The 19,003-nt window shown below is 64.6% G+C and carries 21 protein-coding genes; 9 read left to right on the top strand and 12 right to left on the bottom strand.

The window, feature by feature from the left end; translation table 11 throughout:
* Positions 1–147 precede the first annotated feature (147 nt).
* On the top strand, positions 148–4,338 hold the full coding sequence (gene rpoC / locus GYH34_RS01900) for a DNA-directed RNA polymerase subunit beta' (protein WP_161912120.1): 4,191 nt from the start codon (positions 148–150) through the stop codon (positions 4,336–4,338).
* Between the two features lie 262 nt (positions 4,339–4,600).
* Here the strand turns inward: rpoC and GYH34_RS01895 are convergent, their stop codons facing one another.
* The 4 genes from GYH34_RS01895 to GYH34_RS01880 all read right to left on the bottom strand — a co-directional run bounded on the left by GYH34_RS01895 (position 4,601) and on the right by GYH34_RS01880 (position 7,183).
* Complete coding sequence (locus tag GYH34_RS01895; RefSeq protein WP_244635224.1) at positions 4,601–5,461, bottom strand: hypothetical protein; 861 nt, start codon at positions 5,459–5,461, stop codon at positions 4,601–4,603.
* 67 nt (positions 5,462–5,528) lie between these two features.
* Positions 5,529–6,056 carry a translation initiation factor IF-3 gene (gene infC, locus GYH34_RS01890; RefSeq protein ID WP_018267530.1) on the bottom strand — a complete coding sequence of 176 codons (528 nt, stop codon included), beginning with the start codon at positions 6,054–6,056 and terminating at the stop codon, positions 5,529–5,531.
* 201 nt (positions 6,057–6,257) lie between these two features.
* A complete protein-coding gene (locus tag GYH34_RS01885; RefSeq protein WP_018267531.1) occupies positions 6,258–6,485 on the bottom strand; it encodes a zinc ribbon domain-containing protein in 228 nt (75 codons plus the stop codon).
* Between the two features lie 80 nt (positions 6,486–6,565).
* Positions 6,566–7,183 (bottom strand): DUF2239 family protein, encoded by a 618-nt coding sequence (locus GYH34_RS01880; RefSeq protein ID WP_161912119.1) that lies wholly within the window; start codon positions 7,181–7,183, stop codon positions 6,566–6,568.
* Positions 7,184–7,297: 114 nt separating this feature from the next.
* On the opposite strand from GYH34_RS01880, the gene GYH34_RS01875 reads away from it, so the two are divergent.
* The 3 genes from GYH34_RS01875 (at position 7,298) to GYH34_RS01865 (ending at position 9,376) form a co-directional block, all read left to right on the top strand.
* On the top strand, positions 7,298–8,482 hold the full coding sequence (locus GYH34_RS01875; RefSeq protein ID WP_161912118.1) for a PQQ-dependent sugar dehydrogenase: 1,185 nt from the start codon (positions 7,298–7,300) through the stop codon (positions 8,480–8,482).
* A 69-nt stretch (positions 8,483–8,551) separates the two neighbouring features.
* The gene (locus GYH34_RS01870) at positions 8,552–8,818 is read left to right on the top strand and encodes a DUF1778 domain-containing protein (protein ID WP_161912117.1); all 267 of its coding nucleotides are present in this window, start codon (positions 8,552–8,554) and stop codon (positions 8,816–8,818) included.
* A 132-nt stretch (positions 8,819–8,950) separates the two neighbouring features.
* Positions 8,951–9,376 carry a DUF6869 domain-containing protein gene (locus tag GYH34_RS01865; RefSeq protein WP_161912116.1) on the top strand — a complete coding sequence of 142 codons (426 nt, stop codon included), beginning with the start codon at positions 8,951–8,953 and terminating at the stop codon, positions 9,374–9,376.
* Positions 9,377–9,408: 32 nt separating this feature from the next.
* Here the strand turns inward: GYH34_RS01865 and GYH34_RS01860 are convergent, their stop codons facing one another.
* Positions 9,409–10,566, bottom strand: a complete 1,158-nt coding sequence (locus GYH34_RS01860; protein WP_161912115.1) for a MiaB/RimO family radical SAM methylthiotransferase — start codon at positions 10,564–10,566, stop codon at positions 9,409–9,411.
* Positions 10,563–11,429 (bottom strand): diaminopimelate epimerase, encoded by an 867-nt coding sequence (gene dapF / locus GYH34_RS01855; protein WP_174242432.1) that lies wholly within the window; start codon positions 11,427–11,429, stop codon positions 10,563–10,565. The genes GYH34_RS01860 and dapF overlap by 4 nt, the downstream gene beginning before the upstream one ends.
* Before the next feature lie 90 nt (positions 11,430–11,519).
* Here dapF and GYH34_RS01850 point away from each other — a divergent pair, with 90 nt between their 5' ends.
* Entirely contained in the window at positions 11,520–12,269 is a 750-nt protein-coding gene (locus GYH34_RS01850) for a GyrI-like domain-containing protein (protein ID WP_161912113.1), read from the top strand.
* A gap of 16 nt (positions 12,270–12,285) precedes the next feature.
* Here GYH34_RS01850 and GYH34_RS01845 read toward each other — a convergent pair whose 3' ends face one another.
* The 4 genes from GYH34_RS01845 to GYH34_RS01830 all read right to left on the bottom strand — a co-directional run bounded on the left by GYH34_RS01845 (position 12,286) and on the right by GYH34_RS01830 (position 14,011).
* Positions 12,286–12,573 (bottom strand): DUF1778 domain-containing protein, encoded by a 288-nt coding sequence (locus GYH34_RS01845; RefSeq protein WP_161912112.1) that lies wholly within the window; start codon positions 12,571–12,573, stop codon positions 12,286–12,288.
* Positions 12,574–12,650: 77 nt separating this feature from the next.
* Positions 12,651–13,100: a hypothetical protein gene (locus GYH34_RS01840; RefSeq protein WP_161912111.1), complete on the bottom strand. Its 450-nt coding sequence runs from the start codon at positions 13,098–13,100 to the stop codon at positions 12,651–12,653.
* A gap of 117 nt (positions 13,101–13,217) precedes the next feature.
* Positions 13,218–13,442 carry a helix-turn-helix transcriptional regulator gene (locus GYH34_RS01835; protein WP_161914839.1) on the bottom strand — a complete coding sequence of 75 codons (225 nt, stop codon included), beginning with the start codon at positions 13,440–13,442 and terminating at the stop codon, positions 13,218–13,220.
* 5 nt (positions 13,443–13,447) lie between these two features.
* Entirely contained in the window at positions 13,448–14,011 is a 564-nt protein-coding gene (locus tag GYH34_RS01830) for a DUF2975 domain-containing protein (RefSeq protein ID WP_161912110.1), read from the bottom strand.
* Between the two features lie 128 nt (positions 14,012–14,139).
* Here GYH34_RS01830 and GYH34_RS01825 point away from each other — a divergent pair, with 128 nt between their 5' ends.
* The 3 genes from GYH34_RS01825 to GYH34_RS01815 all read left to right on the top strand — a co-directional run bounded on the left by GYH34_RS01825 (position 14,140) and on the right by GYH34_RS01815 (position 16,414).
* Positions 14,140–14,772, top strand: a complete 633-nt coding sequence (locus GYH34_RS01825) for a hypothetical protein (RefSeq protein WP_161912109.1) — start codon at positions 14,140–14,142, stop codon at positions 14,770–14,772.
* A gap of 94 nt (positions 14,773–14,866) precedes the next feature.
* A complete protein-coding gene (locus GYH34_RS01820) occupies positions 14,867–15,568 on the top strand; it encodes a TerC family protein (RefSeq protein WP_161912108.1) in 702 nt (233 codons plus the stop codon).
* A gap of 6 nt (positions 15,569–15,574) precedes the next feature.
* Complete coding sequence (locus GYH34_RS01815) at positions 15,575–16,414, top strand: alpha/beta hydrolase (protein ID WP_161912107.1); 840 nt, start codon at positions 15,575–15,577, stop codon at positions 16,412–16,414.
* Between the two features lie 3 nt (positions 16,415–16,417).
* Here GYH34_RS01815 and GYH34_RS01810 read toward each other — a convergent pair whose 3' ends face one another.
* Both GYH34_RS01810 and rpsU read right to left on the bottom strand, forming a co-directional pair.
* Entirely contained in the window at positions 16,418–17,293 is an 876-nt protein-coding gene (locus tag GYH34_RS01810) for a tetratricopeptide repeat protein (RefSeq protein WP_161912106.1), read from the bottom strand.
* Between the two features lie 107 nt (positions 17,294–17,400).
* Positions 17,401–17,640, bottom strand: coding sequence for a 30S ribosomal protein S21 (gene rpsU, locus GYH34_RS01805; protein WP_018267543.1), 240 nt, complete (start codon positions 17,638–17,640; stop codon positions 17,401–17,403).
* Positions 17,641–17,943: 303 nt separating this feature from the next.
* Here rpsU and GYH34_RS01800 point away from each other — a divergent pair, with 303 nt between their 5' ends.
* The gene (locus GYH34_RS01800) at positions 17,944–18,798 is read left to right on the top strand and encodes a nitroreductase family protein (RefSeq protein ID WP_161912105.1); all 855 of its coding nucleotides are present in this window, start codon (positions 17,944–17,946) and stop codon (positions 18,796–18,798) included.
* The last annotated feature ends 205 nt before the right edge of the window (positions 18,799–19,003 follow it).

The raw sequence follows: 19,003 nt of genomic DNA, 5'->3' as shown, positions 1-19,003 counted from the left end.
CTTGGACCCTCACCCGACCCGACTGATGTCGGGCCACCCTCTCCCACAAGTGGGAGAGGGGACGCGCACTTGAAGATTTATGGACGTAGCGGAGAGACATCGCGAGGCGAGCGCGCTTCATCCGTCCTGCGTCTCTAGGAGAAGACCATGAATCAGCAAGAGGTCATGAATCTCTTCAATCCGGTCGTCCAGCCGCAGGCGTTCGATCAGATTCAGATTTCGATCGCGAGCCCGGAGAAAATCCTCTCCTGGTCGTTCGGCGAGATCAAGAAGCCGGAGACGATCAACTACCGGACCTTCAAGCCGGAGCGCGATGGCCTGTTCTGCGCCCGCATCTTCGGTCCGATCAAGGATTACGAGTGCTTGTGCGGCAAGTACAAGCGCATGAAATACAAGGGCGTCATCTGCGAGAAATGCGGCGTCGAGGTCACGCTGGCGCGCGTGCGCCGCGACCGCATGGGCCATATCTCGCTCGCCGCTCCGGTCGCGCACATCTGGTTCCTGAAGTCGCTGCCCTCGCGCATCGGCCTTCTGCTCGACATGACGCTGAAGGACCTCGAGCGCATCCTCTATTTCGAGTCCTATATCGTCATCGATCCGGGCCTCACGCCCTTGAAGGAGCGTCAGCTCCTGACCGAGGACGAATATCTGCGCGCCCAGGACGAATATGGGCAGGACCACTTCACCGCCATGATCGGCGCCGAGGCGATCCGCAAGATTCTCGAATCGATGGATCTCGAGGGCATCGCCGCGCGCCTGCGCACGGAGATCGCCGAGGCCACCACCGAGCTCAAGCCCAAGAAGCTCGCCAAGCGCCTGAAGATCATCGAGGCCTTCATCCAGTCCGGCAATAAGCCGGAGTGGATGATCTTGAAGGAAGTCCCGGTCATCCCGCCGGACCTGCGTCCGCTGGTTCCGCTCGACGGCGGCCGTTTCGCGACCTCCGATCTCAATGATCTCTATCGCCGCGTCATCAATCGCAACAATCGCCTGAAGCGGCTGATCGAGCTGCGCGCGCCGGATATCATCATCCGCAACGAGAAGCGCATGTTGCAGGAGGCCGTCGACGCTCTGTTCGACAATGGCCGCCGCGGCCGCGTCATCACCGGCGCCAATAAGCGTCCGCTGAAGTCGCTCGCCGACATGCTGAAGGGCAAGCAGGGCCGCTTCCGTCAGAATCTGCTCGGCAAGCGCGTCGACTATTCCGGCCGCTCGGTCATCGTCGTCGGCCCGGAGCTCAAGCTCCATCAATGCGGCCTGCCGAAGAAGATGGCGCTCGAGCTGTTCAAGCCCTTCATCTATTCGCGCCTCGACGCGAAGGGCCATTCGGCCACGGTGAAGCAGGCCAAGAAGCTGGTCGAGAAAGAGAAGCCGGAGGTGTGGGACATCCTCGACGAGGTGATCCGCGAGCATCCGGTGCTGCTCAATCGCGCGCCGACCCTCCATCGCCTCGGCATTCAGGCCTTCGAGCCGGTGCTGATCGAGGGCAAGGCGATCCAGCTGCATCCGCTCGTCTGCGCGGCGTTCAACGCCGACTTCGACGGCGATCAGATGGCCGTGCACGTCCCGCTGTCGCTGGAAGCGCAGCTCGAGGCGCGCGTGCTGATGATGTCGACGAACAACATCCTGCATCCGGCCAATGGTCAGCCGATCATCGTGCCGAGCCAAGACATTGTTCTCGGCCTCTATTATCTGTCGCTGGAGCGAGACGGCGAGCCGGGTCAAGGCATGATGTTCGCCGATCAGGGCGAGATCGAGCATGCGCTCGCCGCCAAGTCGATCACGCTTCAGACCAAGATCAAGGGCCGCGCCTGGACCTATAATGAGAAGGGCGAGCGCGTGTCGAAAATCTTCGACACGACGCCCGGCCGGCTGATCCTCGGCCAGCTGCTGCCGCGCAACCCCAAGATTCCCTTCGACGCAGCCAACAGACTGATGACGAAGAAGGAAATCTCCAACATGATCGACACCGTCTACCGCAATTGCGGTCAGAAGGAGACGGTCATCTTCTGCGATCGCATCATGGCCCTCGGCTTCCGCGAGGCGTTCAAGGCGGGCATCTCCTTCGGCAAGGATGACATGGTCATCCCGGAGACGAAGGAGCGCATCATCACCGAGACGCGCAGCGCGACCAAGGAGTACGAGCAGCAGTACAACGACGGCCTCATCACCCAGGGCGAGAAATACAATAAGGTCGTCGACGCCTGGATGAAGTGCTCGGAGAAGCTCGCCGAGGAGATGATGATCCGCATCTCCACCGTCCGCAAGGACGAGCACGGCCGCGATCTGCCGATCAACTCCATCTATATGATGTCCCACTCGGGCGCCCGCGGCTCGCCCGCGCAGATGAAGCAGCTCGCGGCGATGCGCGGCCTCATGACCAAGCCCTCGGGCGAGATCATCGAGACCCCGATCATCTCGAACTTCAAAGAAGGCCTCACCGTTCTCGAATACTTCAACTCCACCCACGGCTCGCGCAAGGGCCTGTCGGACACGGCGTTGAAGACCGCGAACTCGGGCTATCTCACGCGTCGTCTCGTCGACGTGGCGCAGGATTCGATCATCACCACGGTCGATTGCGGCACCGAGAAGGGCATTCGCATGCGGGCGATCATCGACGCCGGTCAGGTCGTCGCCTCGCTTACCTCGCGCATTCTCGGCCGCACCGCGGCGGAGGATCTGCGCGATCAGCAGGGCAAGATCATCGTCCCCAACGGCGAGATGATTCAGGAGTGGCATATCGAGCCGATCAACGCCGCCGGCATTCAGGAGGTGAAGATCCGCTCGGTGCTGACCTGCGAGTCGAAAAATGGCGTCTGCGGCAAATGCTACGGGCGCGATCTCGCCCGCGGCACGCCCGTCAACATGGGCGAGGCGGTCGGCGTCATCGCGGCGCAGTCGATCGGCGAGCCGGGCACGCAGCTCACCATGCGCACCTTCCACATCGGCGGCGCTGCGCAGCTGGCGGACCAGTCCTTCATCGAGTCCAACTTCGAAGGCACGGTGCATATCCGCAACCGCCATGTCGCGCGCAACTCGGATGGCGATCTCATCGTCATGGCGCGCAACGTCGCGGCGGTGATCGTCGGGCCGGACGGCGTCGAGCGCGCCGTCAACCGCATCCAATATGGCGCGCGGCTGAAAGTGGACGAAGGCGACAAGATCAAGCGCGGCGACCGCATCGCGGAATGGGACCCCTATACGCGTCCCATCGTCAGCGAGGTGGACGGCGCCATCGGCTTCGAGGATCTGGTCGAAGGCCAGTCGGTGTCGGAGACGGCCGACGAATCGACGGGCATCACCAAGCGCGTCGTCATGGATTGGCGTCTCAACACGCGATCGGCGAGCCTCAAGCCCGCGATCGTCATCAAGGGCGCCGACGGCAAGGTGATCAAGCTGCAGCGCGGCGGCGACGCCCGCTACACTCTGCCGGTCGACTCGATCATCGCGGTCGAGCCGGGCGGGCAGATCAAGGCCGGCGACATCGTCGCGCGTATCTCGCTCGAAAGCGCGAAGACCCGCGACATCACCGGCGGTCTGCCGCGCGTCGCCGAGCTGTTCGAGGCGCGCCGTCCCAAGGATCACGCGATCATCGCGGAGATCTCCGGCACGGTGCAATTCGGCCGCGACTATAAGAACAAGCAGCGCCTCTCCATCGTTCCGCATGAGGAAGGCGCGGATCCGGTCGAATATCTGATCCCCAAGGGCAAGCACATCCATCTCCAGGACGGCGACGTCGTGGAGAAGGGCGACTATATCGTCGACGGCAATCCGGCGCCGCACGACATTCTGGCGATCAAGGGCGTGGAGGAGCTGGCGGCTTACCTCGTCAATGAGATTCAGGAGGTCTACCGACTGCAGGGCGTCAACATCAACGACAAGCACATCGAGGTGATCGTGCGTCAGATGTTGCAGAAGGTCGATATCGTCGATGCGGGCGACACCGGCTTCCTCGATGGCGAGCAGGTCGATCTCACCGAGCTCGAGGAGGCCAACGCCAAGGCGCTCGAGGAGGGCGGCAAGCCGGCTCACGGCACGCCGGTTCTGCTCGGCATCACCAAGGCCTCGCTGCAGACGCGCTCCTTCTTCTCGGCGGCCTCCTTCCAGGAGACGACGCGCGTGCTCACCGAGGCGGCGGTCAATGGCAAGGTCGATCCGCTGGTCGGTCTCAAGGAGAATGTCATCGTCGGCCGGCTGATCCCGGCGGGCACGGGCGCGGCCATGGCGAAATTCCGTGGCATCGCAACGGGTCGCGACGATCTCATCATCACGCAGCGCGCCGCCGAAGCGGAGACGCGCCCGACGACTCCGCGCCTGCCGCCCGCCGCGGCGGAGTGAGGCGAAACGCTTTCTCTCCCTCTCCTCCACAGAGGAGAGGGAGAGGCCAGCGCATAATGAAAAAGGCCGCCAGTGATCGGCGGCCTTTTTTTCATTCCGTATCAAAGCTGTTTCGGGCGGATTCGAAGCTGCGTCATGCGCGGAAAATGGGCGGCGCCCGCATCCGACCCGGCCGAAGCCCGCGGCTCGCGCGGGCCGGGCCCCATTCTTCCACAAGTGGCAGAAGGATTCGCGCCGAGCCTTTTGCGCGCAAATACAGGCCTCAGCGCTTCTTCTTCTTCCCCTCGGCTTCCGCTGTCTTTTTAAAGCCGCTCGCCAGCTGCGTGCCGAGCGTGAGGGCGCGGGCTTCCGTCACGCGCAGCGCGCAATAGCCGAAATCCGCCTCCTGCACATAGGAGCGGCAAATCTCCTCGCGGCGCGCGGAAAAGCCGGCCTGCTCGCGGACGAGCTCCTTGCGCTGGGCCTTCTCGGATTTCATCTTGTCGTAGAGCGCCTTGTAGTCGTTGCGCACCGTCTGCTCGATGCGGGCGCGCATGCTCAGCATCTCTTCGGCGCGCTTGGGGTCGAGCTCGCCGGCGCCCATGCCCCAGAGCCCATTGGGGTCGGCGCGGCAATCGGCCTGCTTCAGCTCGCACGCCCTGCCTTCGGAGCTGACCAGAATCGCGCCATCCAGCGCGTCGAAGCCGAAGGGGCAGGCGGGAAACTCCACCTCATAGCGATGAAGCCCGCTGGTCGTCTGACGCCCCGTCAGCCGCAAAGGCTCGGACACTTCTATTCGGCAGGTCTCGCCAGAGCGCGTCAGCCGATCGCCGACCAGCGACAGCCGCGCGACCTCGAGCGCGCCGGCATGCCTCTGCAGCTCGATCGAGCCGCGCGCCTCGCCATCCTGATAGAGGATGCGTCCGACGATCGTCTCCTCGCTCGGCGGCTTGGGCGCGACAGGCGTCACGGCGGCGCGCGGCTTGGGCTTGGCGCCCGGCTCGACGGGGGCCGCGACAGAACCCGCCGGCGCCGGCGCGACCGCGCCCGGCAGCGCCATCTGAGCGATGGCGCCGGTCGTGGCGGGGAGCGCCGAAAGAAGCGCCGCGCCGGAGAGAATCGCGCGGAGGGAGACATTGGACATGAAAGACAACAAAGACTGAAAGACGCGGCCTCGGCAAGTGCGGATCGAGGCCCCGCCCGAAGCCGCGTCAGCGCGGCGCCAGCACCATGATCATCTGCCGGCCTTCCATGGACGGCTCGAGCTCGACCTTGGCGATGGTCGCCGTCTCCGCCTTGACGCGCGTCATCAGACGGTAGCCGATATCCTGATGCGCGATCTCGCGACCACGAAAACGCAATGTGACCTTGACCTTGTCGCCCTCCTCGAAGAAGCGCTGCACGGCTTTCATCTTCACATCATAGTCGTGCTCGTCGATGCCGGGACGGAGCTTGATTTCCTTGACCTCGACGATCTTCTGCTTCTTGCGGGCCTCGGCGGCCTTTTTCTGCTCGAGAAATCGAAATCTGCCGTAATCGAGAATTTTGCAGACCGGCGGCTCGGAATTGGGCGCGATCTCGACGAGATCGAGCGCTGCCGTCTCCGCCAGAGAGAGGGCGTCGAGAAACGGAACCACGCCGTGGTTCTTGCCTTCCGAGTCGATCAGTTGCACCTCGCGCGCGCGAATCTCCCGGTTGATGCGCGGACCCTCCTTCTGTGGGGCCGCGGTGCTCTTCATTGGACGGCGAATGGATGTTCTCCCTTCAGGATGAAATAGATCGTCTTCCGATCCGATCCGTTGCGCGAGAGAAAGCGGCGTGAGCCGTCATTTCCCCCGGGGCTACCCGGCGGAGGGCCGACGCCGAAAGAATCTCACTCTCCTCGGCGAAGTCAACCGCCGATATAGAACTATTCGCGGCGAGACGTCTGAAATTCGCGCTCAGCCGCAGTCGGCGAAAGCGGGGCAGGAGGCTCCGCAGCCGCCCGCTCCGCCCATGGAGGCGCAGGAGGCTTCGGTCTCGCCGCCGCTCGCCGGCTTGGCGATCAGCGAGAGCTGGCGCGTCAATTCGACGCCGCCGCAGGCCGGACAGGCGGGAATTTCGTCCGAGCGCACCAATGTCTCGAATTCTTTGTCGCAGGAATTGCAGCTATAGGCGTAAAGCGGCATTGAAATCCTCGTCGCCGGAAGCGGATGTCGCGCGTTTTACATGCGCTCGCGATCCGGCCATTGCAAGCCGGGAGTCTCGCTCACGCGCCGCCCGCTTCGGCGAGGCGCAGAGCATAGGCGCGCACATCCTTGGGCCAATCGGCCATGATCGATTCGAATCGCGCCGCATCGCCGGCGAAGAGCGCGCGCAACGCCTCCTCATAGCCGGGAAGATTTCCCGCTATTGCGGAGAGGAATCGATAGGCGGCCTCGCGCGCCTCGCGCTTATGGCTCTCCGCCCCGCCCTCGCGTCGCGCGGTCTCGACCAGGCGGCGCAGCGTCGCCGAAGCGCCGCCCGGCTGCGCGGCGAGCCAGTCCCAATGGCGCGGCAGCAGCGTGACCTCGCGCGCGACAACGCCGAGCTTGGGCCGTCCGCGACCGCGCGCGGCTTCCTCGGCGCCCTCCGTCGGAGCGGAGTCGCTGCGCTCTCTGCCGGGAGGGGCGGCGGCGAGCCGCGCGATGATCTCAGGCTTTGCCCCGCGCAGATCGAGATCGACCACCTCGCCGGTGGCGTCGTCGAAAGTGAGGACATAACCATCGGCCGCATCGGCGTTCTTCACCGCCAAGGCGACCTCGACCAGCGGGCCGGCCGCCAGAATGCGGCCGTCGGCGAAAGCGGCGCAGGGCCGCGACAGGCGGGAGAGAGCGTCTTTTTCCATATGCAATTTATACCCAGGTTAAATTATCAGAGTCAATAATACCCGGGATAAATATTTCTCGCGCCGCGGCGGCCTGCGCCCCTATCTCTCCGAAAGCCGCCCGGAGACTCTCCGATGATCGCCCGACGCCTCCTTTGCCTTTTCCTATGCGCGACGGCCTCGCTGGGCGCCTATGCGGCGCCTTCGGCGCAGGACGAGGCGAAGCAGATCGAGAAAGACCTGCGCCGCATTCAGCTGCCGGAGGGGTTTTCCATTTCCCTCTATGCTCTGGTTCCGCATGCGCGCACGCTCGCCATCGGTCCGGGCGGCGAGGCGATTTTCGTCGGCACGGATGCGAGTCGCATTCATGTGCTGATTCCGGGCGGCGAGCGCGCCGCCTCGGTCGAGACTTTCGCCGCCGATGCGCCTTTCGTCATTCCGCATGGGCTCTGCTTCGACGCGGAGGGAACATTGTTCGTCGTGGAACAGAATCGCATTTCGAGCTTTGCTTCAGCCGAGAGGGACTGGCGCCGACTCGCCTGGAAGGATGCGCGCAGCCTCGCGCCGCAGGGCGGGCTCATCCCCGTCGCCGAGCAGAGCGCCAATCACACGACGCGCATCTGTCGCGTCGGGCCGGACGGCAAGCTCTATGTCTCGCTGGGCCAGCCCTATAATGTCACGCCGCGCGACAAGCTCGAGCTCTATGAGCGCATCGGCATAGGCGGAATTATCCGCATGAATCGCGACGGCTCCGGCCGCGAGGTTTTCGCGCGGGGCGTTCGCAACTCCGTCGGCATGGATTTCGATCCTGCCGATGGAACGCTCTGGTTCACCGACAATCAGGTGGATCGCATGGGCGACGACACGCCGCCCGGCGAACTGAATCGCGCGCCGCGGGCGGGACTGCATTTCGGCTTTCCCTGGTATGGCGGCGGCCATGTGCGCACTTACGAATATTCGCGCGATGCGCCGCCGGAGGGCGTCGTCTTTCCGCAAGTGGAGGAGGCGCCGCACGCCGCCGATCTCGGCATGATCTTCTACCGCGGCTCGGCCTTCCCGCCCTATTATCGCGGCGGGATTTTCTCGGCGCAGCACGGCTCCTGGGACCGCACCATGCCGGTCGGCGCGCGCGTGATGTTCACCCGCGTCGGCCCGGAGGGAAAGCGCGGCGTCAGCGAGCCTTTCGCGGAAGGCTGGAACAATGGCGATCCGCAATATCTCGGCCGGCCCGTGGATGTGGCGGAGCTGCCGGACGGCTCGCTGCTGGTGACGGACGACCAGAATGGGGCGGTGTATCGGATCGTTTATACGGCGCCGTGAGAAATGTCATTTTGTGTTGACGTTGTCTCTGCTCGCGCTTTCATTAGGCTGATCGTAAAGGAGCGCCGAATGCCGACCGAGGCGTCGAAGCAGGCCGAAGCACCGGCCGAAGAACGACATGCTTCCACAGTGAATGTGCGCATGTCGGCAACGATGCGCAGCGAGCTCATCGAGGAAAGCGCTCGACGGCATGCCGTCGACATATGGCTCGACCAATGTCTGTTCGTGCTGAATGAAAAAGACTTCGCGGAGTTCGAAGCCGCGCTGGATCGGCCTCCGCGGCCCAATGACGAGCCGAGAGCCCTACTGAAGAAGAAACCTCTATGGGAAAGGTAGAGCGCCGGCCAATATTTCATGCGCCCGCGCGGGTCGATCCGACCAAGCATGATTTTCGGACCTTCGATTGCGACAAGCGCCGCCTGAATGAATGGCTGAAGCAGCACGCGGTCGCGAGCGGAGGAATGGTATATGACTTGGGCGAATCCCACGCCGAATGAGCTTGCAGCCGATTGGATAGCCTGCCGAGGGAATGTTGGAAGTGACCTGTCGAACGGTCTAGCGCAGTTTTTGTTGTCGGACTTCCCGCGAGAGGAGCCGGAACTCACGTGGGACACGATCATATTGGTCGTGAAAGCCTACCCGGAGGCAGATTTTTACGGCGAAGCCGCGACGGAAGCGCAGGCAGCATGCGGGGCGCTTGCCGCAGGTCCAGTCGAAGATTTGCTCTCGTTCCATGGCCGGGACTTTATCGATAGGTTTGAAAGCGAAGCGCACCTAGATCGCCGAATGGCTTGGGTCCTCGGCGGTGCGTGCCGGTTCCAGATGAGCGATGAAATTTGGAATCGCGTTCGGCTCGCAGCGGACGACGCTTATTGGAAGCGCAAAATTTCCTAGCGGCAGCTATGCGCGCCATCTCTGTTCGCGGGCTAGAGTAATCGCCCGCTCAACGCTTTCCCGTCATGCCCCGTCACGCGCATATCCAGCATGCGCCCCGCCTCGGCGCCGGGCGTGCGCAGGGCCGTGAAATCTTCGGCTCTTGCCATGCCGCCCTTTTCCGTCAGCACGCGCAATGTCTTGCCGATCTGCGCGTCGAGATGGCGGATGAGCGCCGCGTCACCGGCCGCGCGCAGGCGGGCGGCGCGCTCCTTCACCAATGCGCCATTCACCTGCGGCATCAGCGCCGCCGGCGTGCCGGGACGCGGCGAATAGGGGAAGACATGCAGATGCGTCAGCCCGCACTCCTCGACGAGAGCGAGCGTGCGGGCGAACATGTCTTCCGTCTCGGTGGGAAAGCCCACGATGAAATCGGCGCCGAAGACGATATCCGGCCGCGCTTCGCGCAGCTCGGCGCAAAAGCGGATGGCGTCGGCGCGCGAATGGCGGCGCTTCATGCGCTTCAAGATCAGATCATCGCCCGATTGCAGCGAGAGATGCAGATGCGGCGTCAAACGCGGCTCTGTGGCCATGCAATCGAAAAGCGCGGCGTCGGCCTCTATGCAGTCGATGGACGAGAGCCGCAGCCGCTCGAGCTGCGGCAATTCCCGCAGCAGCGCGCGCGCGAGTCCGCCGAGCGTAACTCCCTCGGCGGCGTAGCTCGTCAGATCGACGCCGGTCAGCACGATCTCGCGCTTGCCGCTCACGACGAGGCGCCGCGCCTCGGCGACGACCTCGCCCGGCGCGATCGAGCGCGAGGGGCCGCGGCCCAAGGGAATGATGCAGAAAGTGCAGCTATGGTCGCAGCCGTTCTGCACGGCGAGAAAGGCGCGCGTCTGCCCTTCGGCGGCGCTGTCGGCGCGCGTCTCGCCCGGCTCGGTCAGCACGCGCGCAACGCCATCCATTGCCGCGAAGCTCTGGGGGTCGATGCGCGCCGCGCAGCCGGCGACCACGATCTCGGCCGTCGGCCTCTCGCGCCTCAGGCGGCGGATCGTCTGCCGCGCCTGGCGCGTCGCCTCGGCCGTCACGGCGCAAGTATTGACGATGACGCGCTCGCTTTGCGCGCCGGCGCGCGCCTCGCGCAGCAGCCGCTCGGAATCGACGTAATTGAGGCGGCAGCCGAAGGTGACGATGTCGACCGCGGCGGTCACGAATCCAGCTCGGCGAAGTAGCCGGCTTCCAGCGCCGTCTCGAATTCGAGCTCGACGTTGCCGGTCATCATCACATGATCGTCCGGCCCCCAGGCGATGACGAGTTCGCCCCCCGGCAGGCGAATGCGGGCCTCGCGGGCGGAGAGGCCGGCGCGGGCGGCCGCCACCAGCGTCGCGCAGGCGGCCGAGCCGCAGGCGCGCGTCTCGCCCGTGCCGCGCTCCCAGACGCGCAGCAAAATCTCATCCGGCGCGACGATCTTCGCGAAGGAGATATTGGCGCGCTGGGGGAAGAGAGGGTGATGCTCGAGCTGCGGCCCGAGCGTGGCGAGATCGATGGACAGCGGGTCCGCGACGAAGAAGACCGCATGCGGATTGCCCATGTTGACAGCCGAAAAGGCGGCGGGCGCCCCCTGGACTTCAGGCGCGAGCGGCACATTTCTCGTATCGGGGGCTTCGGCGGCGAGCGGTATGTCCCGCCAGCCGAGTCGAGGCGCGCCCATATCGACGGTAAAGCGCGTCTCGCCCGCGCGCCATGTGCGCACTGGGCCGGCGTCGGTCTCCAGCGTCAGCGCCTCGCCTTCCCCGGCGCGGCCGAGCACATAGGCGACGCAGCGCGTGCCATTGCCGCAGGCGGCGGAGAGCGAGCCGTCGGTATTGTAGATGCGCATATAGGCGTTCGCGTCCGCATGGCGCGGCGCATGCAGGACCATCAGCTGGTCGAAGCGCAGGCCAGGGGCGCGGGCGATGGCGCGCGCCTCGGCGGGCGCGACCTCGAGGCCCGCGCTGCGCAAGTCGAGAACGAGAATTTCATTGCCGATCCCGTTCATGCGAAAGATCGGGAGGCCGGCGAGCGGGCTGGTCATCATGCCGTTCATTTCCTGTTACAGGCGTATATAGAGAATCGAATCGCGACGCTATGGCCGGCGCCCGCGCTTTCAAAGAGGACGAGACCCATGAGCAATTCGAGCGATGAGGGCTTCACGCAGAGATTGAAGCGCGCTTGGCCCTTTGTTGCGGTTCTGGCCGTTCTCGCCGTCGTCGCGGGAGCCTTTTTCGGCGCGACATCCACTTCGCCCATCCCCACCGCCGTCGTTCCGGCGCCGAGCGCGCAGGTCGCGGCGGAGACGCCGCAAAAGTCCGCGCCCGCCGCGCCGGACAGCCCCGTCGCGCCGAAGCCGACGCTCGACCTCGACGCGCCCTCTCAGGCCGAGGCGGAGGCCCAGGCGCAAGCCGACGCCGTCGCCGGCCAGGCGACCGATATCATCGCCCGGCCCGTCCTCAAATTGCGCGGCCAGGGCACATGGACGGATGGGCTCAAGACGCTCTCCGAGGCAATTTCCAGCCTGCGCATCGCCGCCTCCAAAGCCGGCCTCACCGCGGACGGCCGCCCGCTGGTCGCCTTCACCGAGACGGATGACAATGGCTTTCATTTCGAAGCCATGCTGCCGCTGACGCGCCCGCCCGAGGCCAAGGCCAAATTCGAGCATGGCGTCGAGGCCGGGGCCTCGCCTGCCGGCAAGGCGCTGAAATTCCAGCATCGCGGGCCTTATGAGGAGATCGACTCGACCTATGAGGCGATCACCGCCTTTCTGGACGAGAAGGGTCTCGACACGAAAAATCTGTTCGTCGAGGAATATCTCACCGATCTGAAGACCAGCGACGACGATGGGCTAGAGGTGGATATTTACGTGTTCTTGAAGTGAGAGCGGGACTCCGCGGTCACTTCGGAGCCTCGACGAGTCGGCGATGGGCGTCGGCGGCGCGCAGCAGCCCCGGCGCCGGCGTCGGCGGGTCGAGGATGGCATCGGCGAAAATCCGCTGATCTTCCACCGAGAGACGGATGATCTGTGTTTCCGCGATCGTGCGCAGCGCCGCTTCCTGCGCGGCGACGACCACAAAATCGTTGACGCTGCGGCCTTGGATTTCGGCGGCGCGCTTGATCATGGCCAGCGCCTCCAATCCGAGACGCGTTTCCAGCCTCGCCGTTCGCTCATTGTCCGCGGTCATGACGTCTCCGAAAGTCGGCCAAATTATATACCGCGGATAATTGATCTTCTCGTTCGCTTCTGGCCGTCATTGTGCTCTCAATGTTCTGCATTCAAGAAAGCTTGCGTCATCACATAGCTCAAAAGCATCGTCGAATATGTGAGGATAGAGGAAGCGCTCCATCGATCCCATCGTCCTGTTCTCCGCGCCCGACCGATGAGCAGGTAAACGAACACGAGAAAAGGAATCCAGTTGAAGAGGAATCCATAAATGAGGGTTCCTGACAGCCCTAATAAGAGCAGAGGCAGAGCGCGTATGAGCGCTGCAAGGAATGGCATATCGTAGAATGTTCTGATCACGGAGGCATCCAATATCAAAAAGATCACGGCGGTTTGCAGCAAGAAGCCGGGAAAGGCCGTAACCGACATGCACAGGGTTGGCCTCCACCCAAAGCGGTACGTCGCAGCGCCCCAAATAAGCCCCGTGACTGCGAGAGTGCCGAACCACCTCGCCGCAAAATATTCCAATTGGCTTCCGAGATATTCCATTCGCTTTTCTCTACACAATCGGGCGCAATGCTATTACCAAGCTAACGTGAGGCAAACGAGCCCCTTCCGTAAGTCGCGCGGTAGCAGGAGACTGCTACGCGCGCCAATGTCAACAAATCAACCTCCCTTCCCTTTCTCCTCCGGGCGATATTCCAGAATGTCGCCCGGCTGGCAGTCCAAGACCTCGCAGATCTTCTCCAGCGTATCGAAGCGAATTCCTTTCACCTTGCCGGATTTCAAAAGGCTCACATTCTGCTCGGCGATGCCGATGCGTTGCGCGAGATCGCGCGAGCGCATCTTGCGCCGCGCGAGCATCACGTCGAGATTGACCACGATCGCCATGGCGCTCACACGAATTGCGCGTGCTCGCCGGCGATGTCGGCGGCCGTCTTGAAGATATGCGCAATGGCGATCAGCATCAGCAGGAAGATGACGTTCAGCAGATCCTCGAGCCTTATGTAGCCATGATGGCTCTGCGCATAGGGAAGATGCGAGGCGATGGCCAGAATGATCGCGGAGCGCATCGCCACGTCCAGAAGGACTGTGATCAGACCGATGACGCCCGCGCGCCGCAGCCATAGCGCCGCCTCCGCGGAGAAGACGCCGCCTTCGAGATAGAGGCTGAACACGCGCCACAGGCAAAAGCAGATGACGGCGACGAAGACCCAGACGACGAGGCTCAGCGCCGTCGCCGTCGCATATTGGCTTTGCGAAGCGCCCGAAACGTCGATCTGCAACAGCTCGCGATAATGGCGCTCGACCTTTCCGGGGTCGGCCCAGAATGTCAGCACAGCGAGCAGATCGGCCGCCGCGAAGAAAATGACGAGCGCGCGAATCGTCTGGCAGATCCAGCCGATGCGCGCCCGCAGCGCGGAAAGACGCGGGTCCTGGAAAGCGGTGGCGTCGGTCATGGAACTCTATCCTTTTCGCCTTTTCGGCAGCGTCGGCAAAATTGCCGACATGCGCGATGAAAACAATTTGACACATATTATTTTTAATGTCAAACATGAAAATATCATCTAACAACAGGAAGCGATCCATGACCCGTGGCCTCCCGTCTCTCGCGCTCGCCTCTGCTCTTCTTCTTTCGGCCTGCAACGGCGTTCCGCTCTCCACACAATGGAAGCTGCGCTCCTTCGATCTCTCGACAGCCGATGTCGCGCCACTCCGCCTCGCCTTGCGCGCGCCCGATTGGCTTGAGCCGACGCCGACGAGCGCGCGCATCGTCGCCACCTATTGGCGCGAAGGCGAGGAAGCGGCGAAGCGCGTGGTGACGATTCGCCTCGTCCCCGCCGCCCATGCGGAAGACCGGCCCATTCTCGCCGGGCTCGACTCGGCGACGAACGGCGGGCTGATGGTTTTCGAGGCCGACAGGCGCGATCTCGCCGCCATTCGCGCCGCGCAGGAGGAGGGAAAGCGCTGGCGCGAGAGCGGCGCGAAAGCCCATGGCGCGCTCGATCTCGAGGGCGGGCTCTATTGCCGCCGCGCGGAAATCCCCGCTGGCGGGGTGATTTTCGACGTTTATGTGCATGCGGATGACGGGCTCGGCTGGCTGCCGCTGCTGATCGGCCATGACGCCCATCCGCCCGGCGCGGATGAGAAGAAGCTCGCCGATTTCATGCCGCCTTGCGCGCCGGCGCCGGCCAATGTCGCGGCCAAGACGCGGCGATAGCGCGAAGCGCCACCGATCTCGCTGGCGTTGGCCCTATGAAGCGCGATATGATCGCGCGCATACTGCCCTCGGGCAGGGTTGGACACCCAAGTCAATGAACGGCGACGAGCTTTCCGTCGGCTTCCAAGTCTTAGAGATCATCTGGATCGATCTGCTTCTCTCCGGCGACAATGCGATTCTCATCGCTCTCGCCTGTCACAAGCTTCCGAAACAGCAGCGACGATGGGGCATTTTGCTGGGCGCGGGCGGCGGCGTGACGCTGCGTATCGCCTTCGCCTTCGTGGTCATTCAGCTCATGGCGATTCCGGCGCTCAAGGCGCTCGGCGGGCTGATGCTGCTCGGCGTCGCCACCAAGCTGCTCGTCGACGAGACCGAGCATCATATGGAGGCCAAAGAGGACCTCTGGGGCGCGGTGGCGGCCATCATAATGGCGGATGCGGTGATGTCGCTCGACAATGTCATCGCCATCGCCGGCGCGGCGGAAGGCTCCATGCCGCTCATCGTCTTCGGCCTCGGCGTTTCTGTGCCGATCGTGGTTTTCGGCGCCGGCCTGCTGATGCAGGCGCTGTCGCGCTTCCCCATTCTGGTCTGGGCCGGCGCGGGCCTGCTCGGCTGGATTTCGGGCGAACTCATCGCCAGCGATCCGATCTGGGAGAAATTCGGCTGGACCGCGCCGGCGCATTTCGAACTCGGCGCCTCTATCGCCGGCGCCGTTCTCGTGCTCGTCGCGGGCTTCATCGCGGTGAAGCTCGATGAGCGCGCCGAGGCGCGGCGCAAGGCCGAAAGCGGAGGCTGATCGCCCATGGCGCTGGCGTTGCTGAAATGGACGCTGCTGATCGTCGTCGGAGCCTATGTTCTGGCCTCGGCGGCGCTCGGCCTGTTTCAGCGACGCCTGCAATATTTGCCGGACACGCGCCAAATCTCGCCGCAGCAGGCGGGGCTCTCCGGCGTCGAGGAACTGAAGCTCGCGACCGCGGACGGCGAGACGATCGTCGCCTGGCATGCGCCGCCGCGCGAGGGGCGGCCGGTGCTGCTCTATTTCCACGGCAACGCTGGCGGGCTCGTCGATCGTGTCGCGCGCTTTCGATTTTTCATGGGCGAAGGCTATGGCTTTCTCGCCATCGCCTATCGCGGCTACGCCGGCTCCAGCGGAACGCCGACGCAAGAGGGCCTGATACGTGACGCCGAGGCCGCCTATGCGGCGGCCCGCGCGCGCGGCTATGGGCCGGAGCGGATCGTCATCGTCGGGGAATCATTGGGCTCGGGCGTCGCGACGCAGCTCGCCGCGCGGCGGGAGGCGGCGGCGCTGGCGCTCGACTCGCCCTTCTCCTCGGCGGCCGACGTCGCCGAGACGCGCTATGGCTTTCTGCCGGTGCGCTGGCTGATGCTGGATCAGTTCCGCTCCGATCTCGCCATTCGCGAGGTGCATGTTCCCGTGCTGATCGTGCATGGCGACAAGGATGGCGTGGTGCCGATCGCGCTCGGGCGCAAGCTCTTCGATCTCGCAAATGAGCCGAAGCGCTTCGTGCTCGTGCCCGGCGGGCAGCATCTGGTGCTGGGTTTGCCCGATGTGTTTCCGCGCGTCGCCCGCTGGGTGGACGCCGCGCTGACGACGCCGCGGCGTCTAGAAGCGAGCGATTGAGGCTCAGCCGCGCGAGGAGCCCTGTTTCGCGATCGGCTGCTGCGGATCGAGCGCCAGAGCGCGCTGATAGGATTCCGCGGCCTTCTGGCGATTGCCCTTGCGCTCATAGGCGAGGCCGAGCCACGCCCAGGCCGGCGCGCTCTTATTGTCGACATTGAGCGCGGCGTTGAAATCCTCGATCGCCTTGTCGTAATTGCCCATCGTCACGAGGCTCTCGCCGCGCGCCTGATAGGGCGCCGCCGCGAAGGGATCGCGGTCGATAGCGTTGTCGAAATCGGTGACGGCGCGCTGATTGTCGCCGCGCTTCTGATGGATCAGCCCGCGCGCGTGAAACGCCTGCGCGCTCTCGGGATTGAGCCGGATCGCGGCGTCCAGATCGGAGAGCGCCTGATCCAGATTGCCCTGCGCGCGCAAGAGATTGGCGCGGCCGATATAGGCCGGGGCGTGATTGGGGTTCACGTCGATGGCGCGGTCGAAATCGAGCCGCGCCTGATCGTTGCGGCCGGTCTGGCGGAAGGCGAGGGCGCGATTGGTGAAGGCGGCGGCGTTGTTGGGCTCGATCTTGATCGCCTGGGAGAAATCGGCGATCGCCTCCTGGAACTGGCCGATCTTGGCCAGCGCCACGCCGCGCGTGTTGAAGGCCTCGGCGCTGGGATTGCGGCGCACGACCTCCGACAGCGACTCTATATTCGCGTTGGCCGCTCTCGGGTCGGCGGCGTCGGTCTCGGCGAAGCCGCGTCCCGGCGGCCGCAGCACGCCGGCGGTCTCGCAGGCCGAGAGGGCGAGCAGAGTCAGGAGCGCGACGCCCGCGCGCAAAGGCGCGTGGCGACAAAATGCGGGGGACGTCCGGCGAACCGCCGATCCGAGCGGCAATTCCATTCCGTCCGACCTCCTCGAGACAAGCCCTGAAAGCGCTTCGAATGCGCGACGAAGACGAATGATAGCGGGCAATTCGGCGAGATTTCGACGCGCCCGCTTCTTTCCGTTCAGCGGCCGCCGACGGCGGGCTTCGCTTTCACGGGCAGCAGGCCTTCGCGCTGCAGCTTCTTGCGGGCGAGCTTGCGGGCGCGGCGCACGGCCTCGGCCTTCTCGCGCGCGCGCTTCTCCGAGGGCTTCTCATAATGGCCGCGGAGCTTCATCTCACGGAAAATGCCTTCGCGCTGCATCTTCTTCTTCAGCGCCTTGAGAGCCTGGTCGACATTATTGTCGCGGACGAGAACTTGCACGAAGCGATCCTGTTTCTAGAGGCGGCGCGCGCCCCGGTTGGAGACGTTGCTGCGGGTGAGAATAGTCGGTCGGGCGCTGACGGAGCGCCTGACCCGTGCGCGGGGGATTAACAGAACTGCCCAGCGTTGTCCACAAGGAGCAGCTCGGACGCCGCCGCTATCCGTACAAGCCGAGGGGTCGGCTCCTGCGCCGTCCGCTTCCCCTTTTCCGATGGCGCAGGGTGGATTTTTGCGGCCGCTTTCGCCACCATGCCGCAAAGCGCGCGTAAGTGCGCGCGTCACGCGGCGTTTTCTGGAGACGATATGAACAAGCCGATCACCAAAGGGGAATTGAGCGCGGCCGATGGCGCGGAGGCGATCCGCGCCCGCTATCGCCGCGACGATTCGCCGACCCCGCCCGTCTGGAACGAGACGCTCGAGCTTTTGCTCGCGCATCGGTCCATTCGCGCCTATCTGCCGGAAAAAATTCCCGCCGAGACTCTGGCGACCGCTGTCGCCGCGGCGCAATCGGCCTCCACCTCCTCCAATCTCCAAGTGTGGAGCCTCGTCGCCGTGGAGGACGAGGCGCGCAAGAGCCGCCTCGCCGATCTCGCCGGCAACCAGCAGCATATTCGCGACGCGCCTTTGTTTCTTCTGTGGCTCGCCGATCTCTCGCGGCTCGAGAATATCGGCAAGGAGCAGGGCCGCGACGGAGCGGCGCTGCCCTATTTCGAAATGTTCCTTACCGCCGCGATCGACGCCGGCCTCGCCGCGCAAAATGCGCTGGTCGCGCTGGAATCGCTCGGCTATGGCGGGGTCTACATCGGCGGCATTCGCAACAAGCCGGAGGAAGTGGCCAAGGAACTGGACCTGCCGCCGGGCGTTTTCGCCGTCTTCGGCATGGCGGTCGGCCGTCCCGATCCGGCCAAGGCCGGCGGCGTGCGCCCGCGCCTCGGCCAAGGCGCCGTTCTGCATCGCGAGCAATATGCCTGGAACGAGGCGCAGCGCGAGGCGGTGAAGACCTATGACGAGAAGTTCCGCGATTTCCAGAAGGAGGCGGGCCTTCCCGAGCAAGGCTGGATTCGCCAGGCGCTCTCCCGCGTGCGCGGCCCCGAGAGCCTCAGCGGCCGCGATCGGCTGAAAGAGGCGCTGCGGGCGCTGGGATTCGCGTTGAAATAAGAGCGATTTCGCCGAAGGGCGCTCCACCCTCCCCTTCAGGGGGAGGGTCGGCCGGCCATAGCCCGGCGCTCGCGACGGGCGTTCTTTGAGAACGCCCTATGGCCGGACGGGGTGGGGTCATCCCGGAGACTTGGGCGTCACCCCCTCCCGAGCGCCCCGCGCCGACGATTGCCAAGCGCGACATGCTTGCCTTATCAAAGCCCCT

Origin of the sequence: Methylosinus sp. C49 (assembly GCF_009936375.1) — a bacterium.
GTDB lineage: Bacteria > Pseudomonadota > Alphaproteobacteria > Rhizobiales > Beijerinckiaceae > Methylosinus.
Note: the sequence above shows the minus strand (reverse complement) of the source record. Positions and strands in the feature narration are given on the sequence as shown.

What these genes read in the sequence shown, in the direction of transcription:
- GYH34_RS01865 (WP_161912116.1), top strand. Translation starts at nt 8,951, where the DNA reads ATGACTTGGGCGAATCCCACGCCGAATGAGCTTGCAGCCGATTGGATA.
- GYH34_RS01840 (WP_161912111.1), bottom strand. Translation starts at nt 13,100, where the DNA reads ATGGAATATCTCGGAAGCCAATTGGAATATTTTGCGGCGAGGTGGTTC.
- GYH34_RS01815 (WP_161912107.1), top strand. Translation starts at nt 15,575, where the DNA reads ATGGCGCTGGCGTTGCTGAAATGGACGCTGCTGATCGTCGTCGGAGCC.
- GYH34_RS01870 (WP_161912117.1), top strand. Translation starts at nt 8,552, where the DNA reads ATGCCGACCGAGGCGTCGAAGCAGGCCGAAGCACCGGCCGAAGAACGA.
- GYH34_RS01830 (WP_161912110.1), bottom strand. Translation starts at nt 14,011, where the DNA reads ATGACCGACGCCACCGCTTTCCAGGACCCGCGTCTTTCCGCGCTGCGG.
- GYH34_RS01845 (WP_161912112.1), bottom strand. Translation starts at nt 12,573, where the DNA reads ATGACCGCGGACAATGAGCGAACGGCGAGGCTGGAAACGCGTCTCGGA.
- GYH34_RS01835 (WP_161914839.1), bottom strand. Translation starts at nt 13,442, where the DNA reads ATGGCGATCGTGGTCAATCTCGACGTGATGCTCGCGCGGCGCAAGATG.
- GYH34_RS01885 (WP_018267531.1), bottom strand. Translation starts at nt 6,485, where the DNA reads ATGCCGCTTTACGCCTATAGCTGCAATTCCTGCGACAAAGAATTCGAG.
- GYH34_RS01820 (WP_161912108.1), top strand. Translation starts at nt 14,867, where the DNA reads ATGAACGGCGACGAGCTTTCCGTCGGCTTCCAAGTCTTAGAGATCATC.
- infC (WP_018267530.1), bottom strand. Translation starts at nt 6,056, where the DNA reads ATGAAGAGCACCGCGGCCCCACAGAAGGAGGGTCCGCGCATCAACCGG.
- GYH34_RS01800 (WP_161912105.1), top strand. Translation starts at nt 17,944, where the DNA reads ATGAACAAGCCGATCACCAAAGGGGAATTGAGCGCGGCCGATGGCGCG.
- dapF (WP_174242432.1), bottom strand. Translation starts at nt 11,429, where the DNA reads ATGACCAGCCCGCTCGCCGGCCTCCCGATCTTTCGCATGAACGGGATC.
- GYH34_RS01895 (WP_244635224.1), bottom strand. Translation starts at nt 5,461, where the DNA reads ATGTCCAATGTCTCCCTCCGCGCGATTCTCTCCGGCGCGGCGCTTCTT.
- GYH34_RS01825 (WP_161912109.1), top strand. Translation starts at nt 14,140, where the DNA reads ATGACCCGTGGCCTCCCGTCTCTCGCGCTCGCCTCTGCTCTTCTTCTT.
- GYH34_RS01880 (WP_161912119.1), bottom strand. Translation starts at nt 7,183, where the DNA reads ATGGAAAAAGACGCTCTCTCCCGCCTGTCGCGGCCCTGCGCCGCTTTC.
- GYH34_RS01875 (WP_161912118.1), top strand. Translation starts at nt 7,298, where the DNA reads ATGATCGCCCGACGCCTCCTTTGCCTTTTCCTATGCGCGACGGCCTCG.
- GYH34_RS01850 (WP_161912113.1), top strand. Translation starts at nt 11,520, where the DNA reads ATGAGCAATTCGAGCGATGAGGGCTTCACGCAGAGATTGAAGCGCGCT.
- rpoC (WP_161912120.1), top strand. Translation starts at nt 148, where the DNA reads ATGAATCAGCAAGAGGTCATGAATCTCTTCAATCCGGTCGTCCAGCCG.
- GYH34_RS01810 (WP_161912106.1), bottom strand. Translation starts at nt 17,293, where the DNA reads ATGGAATTGCCGCTCGGATCGGCGGTTCGCCGGACGTCCCCCGCATTT.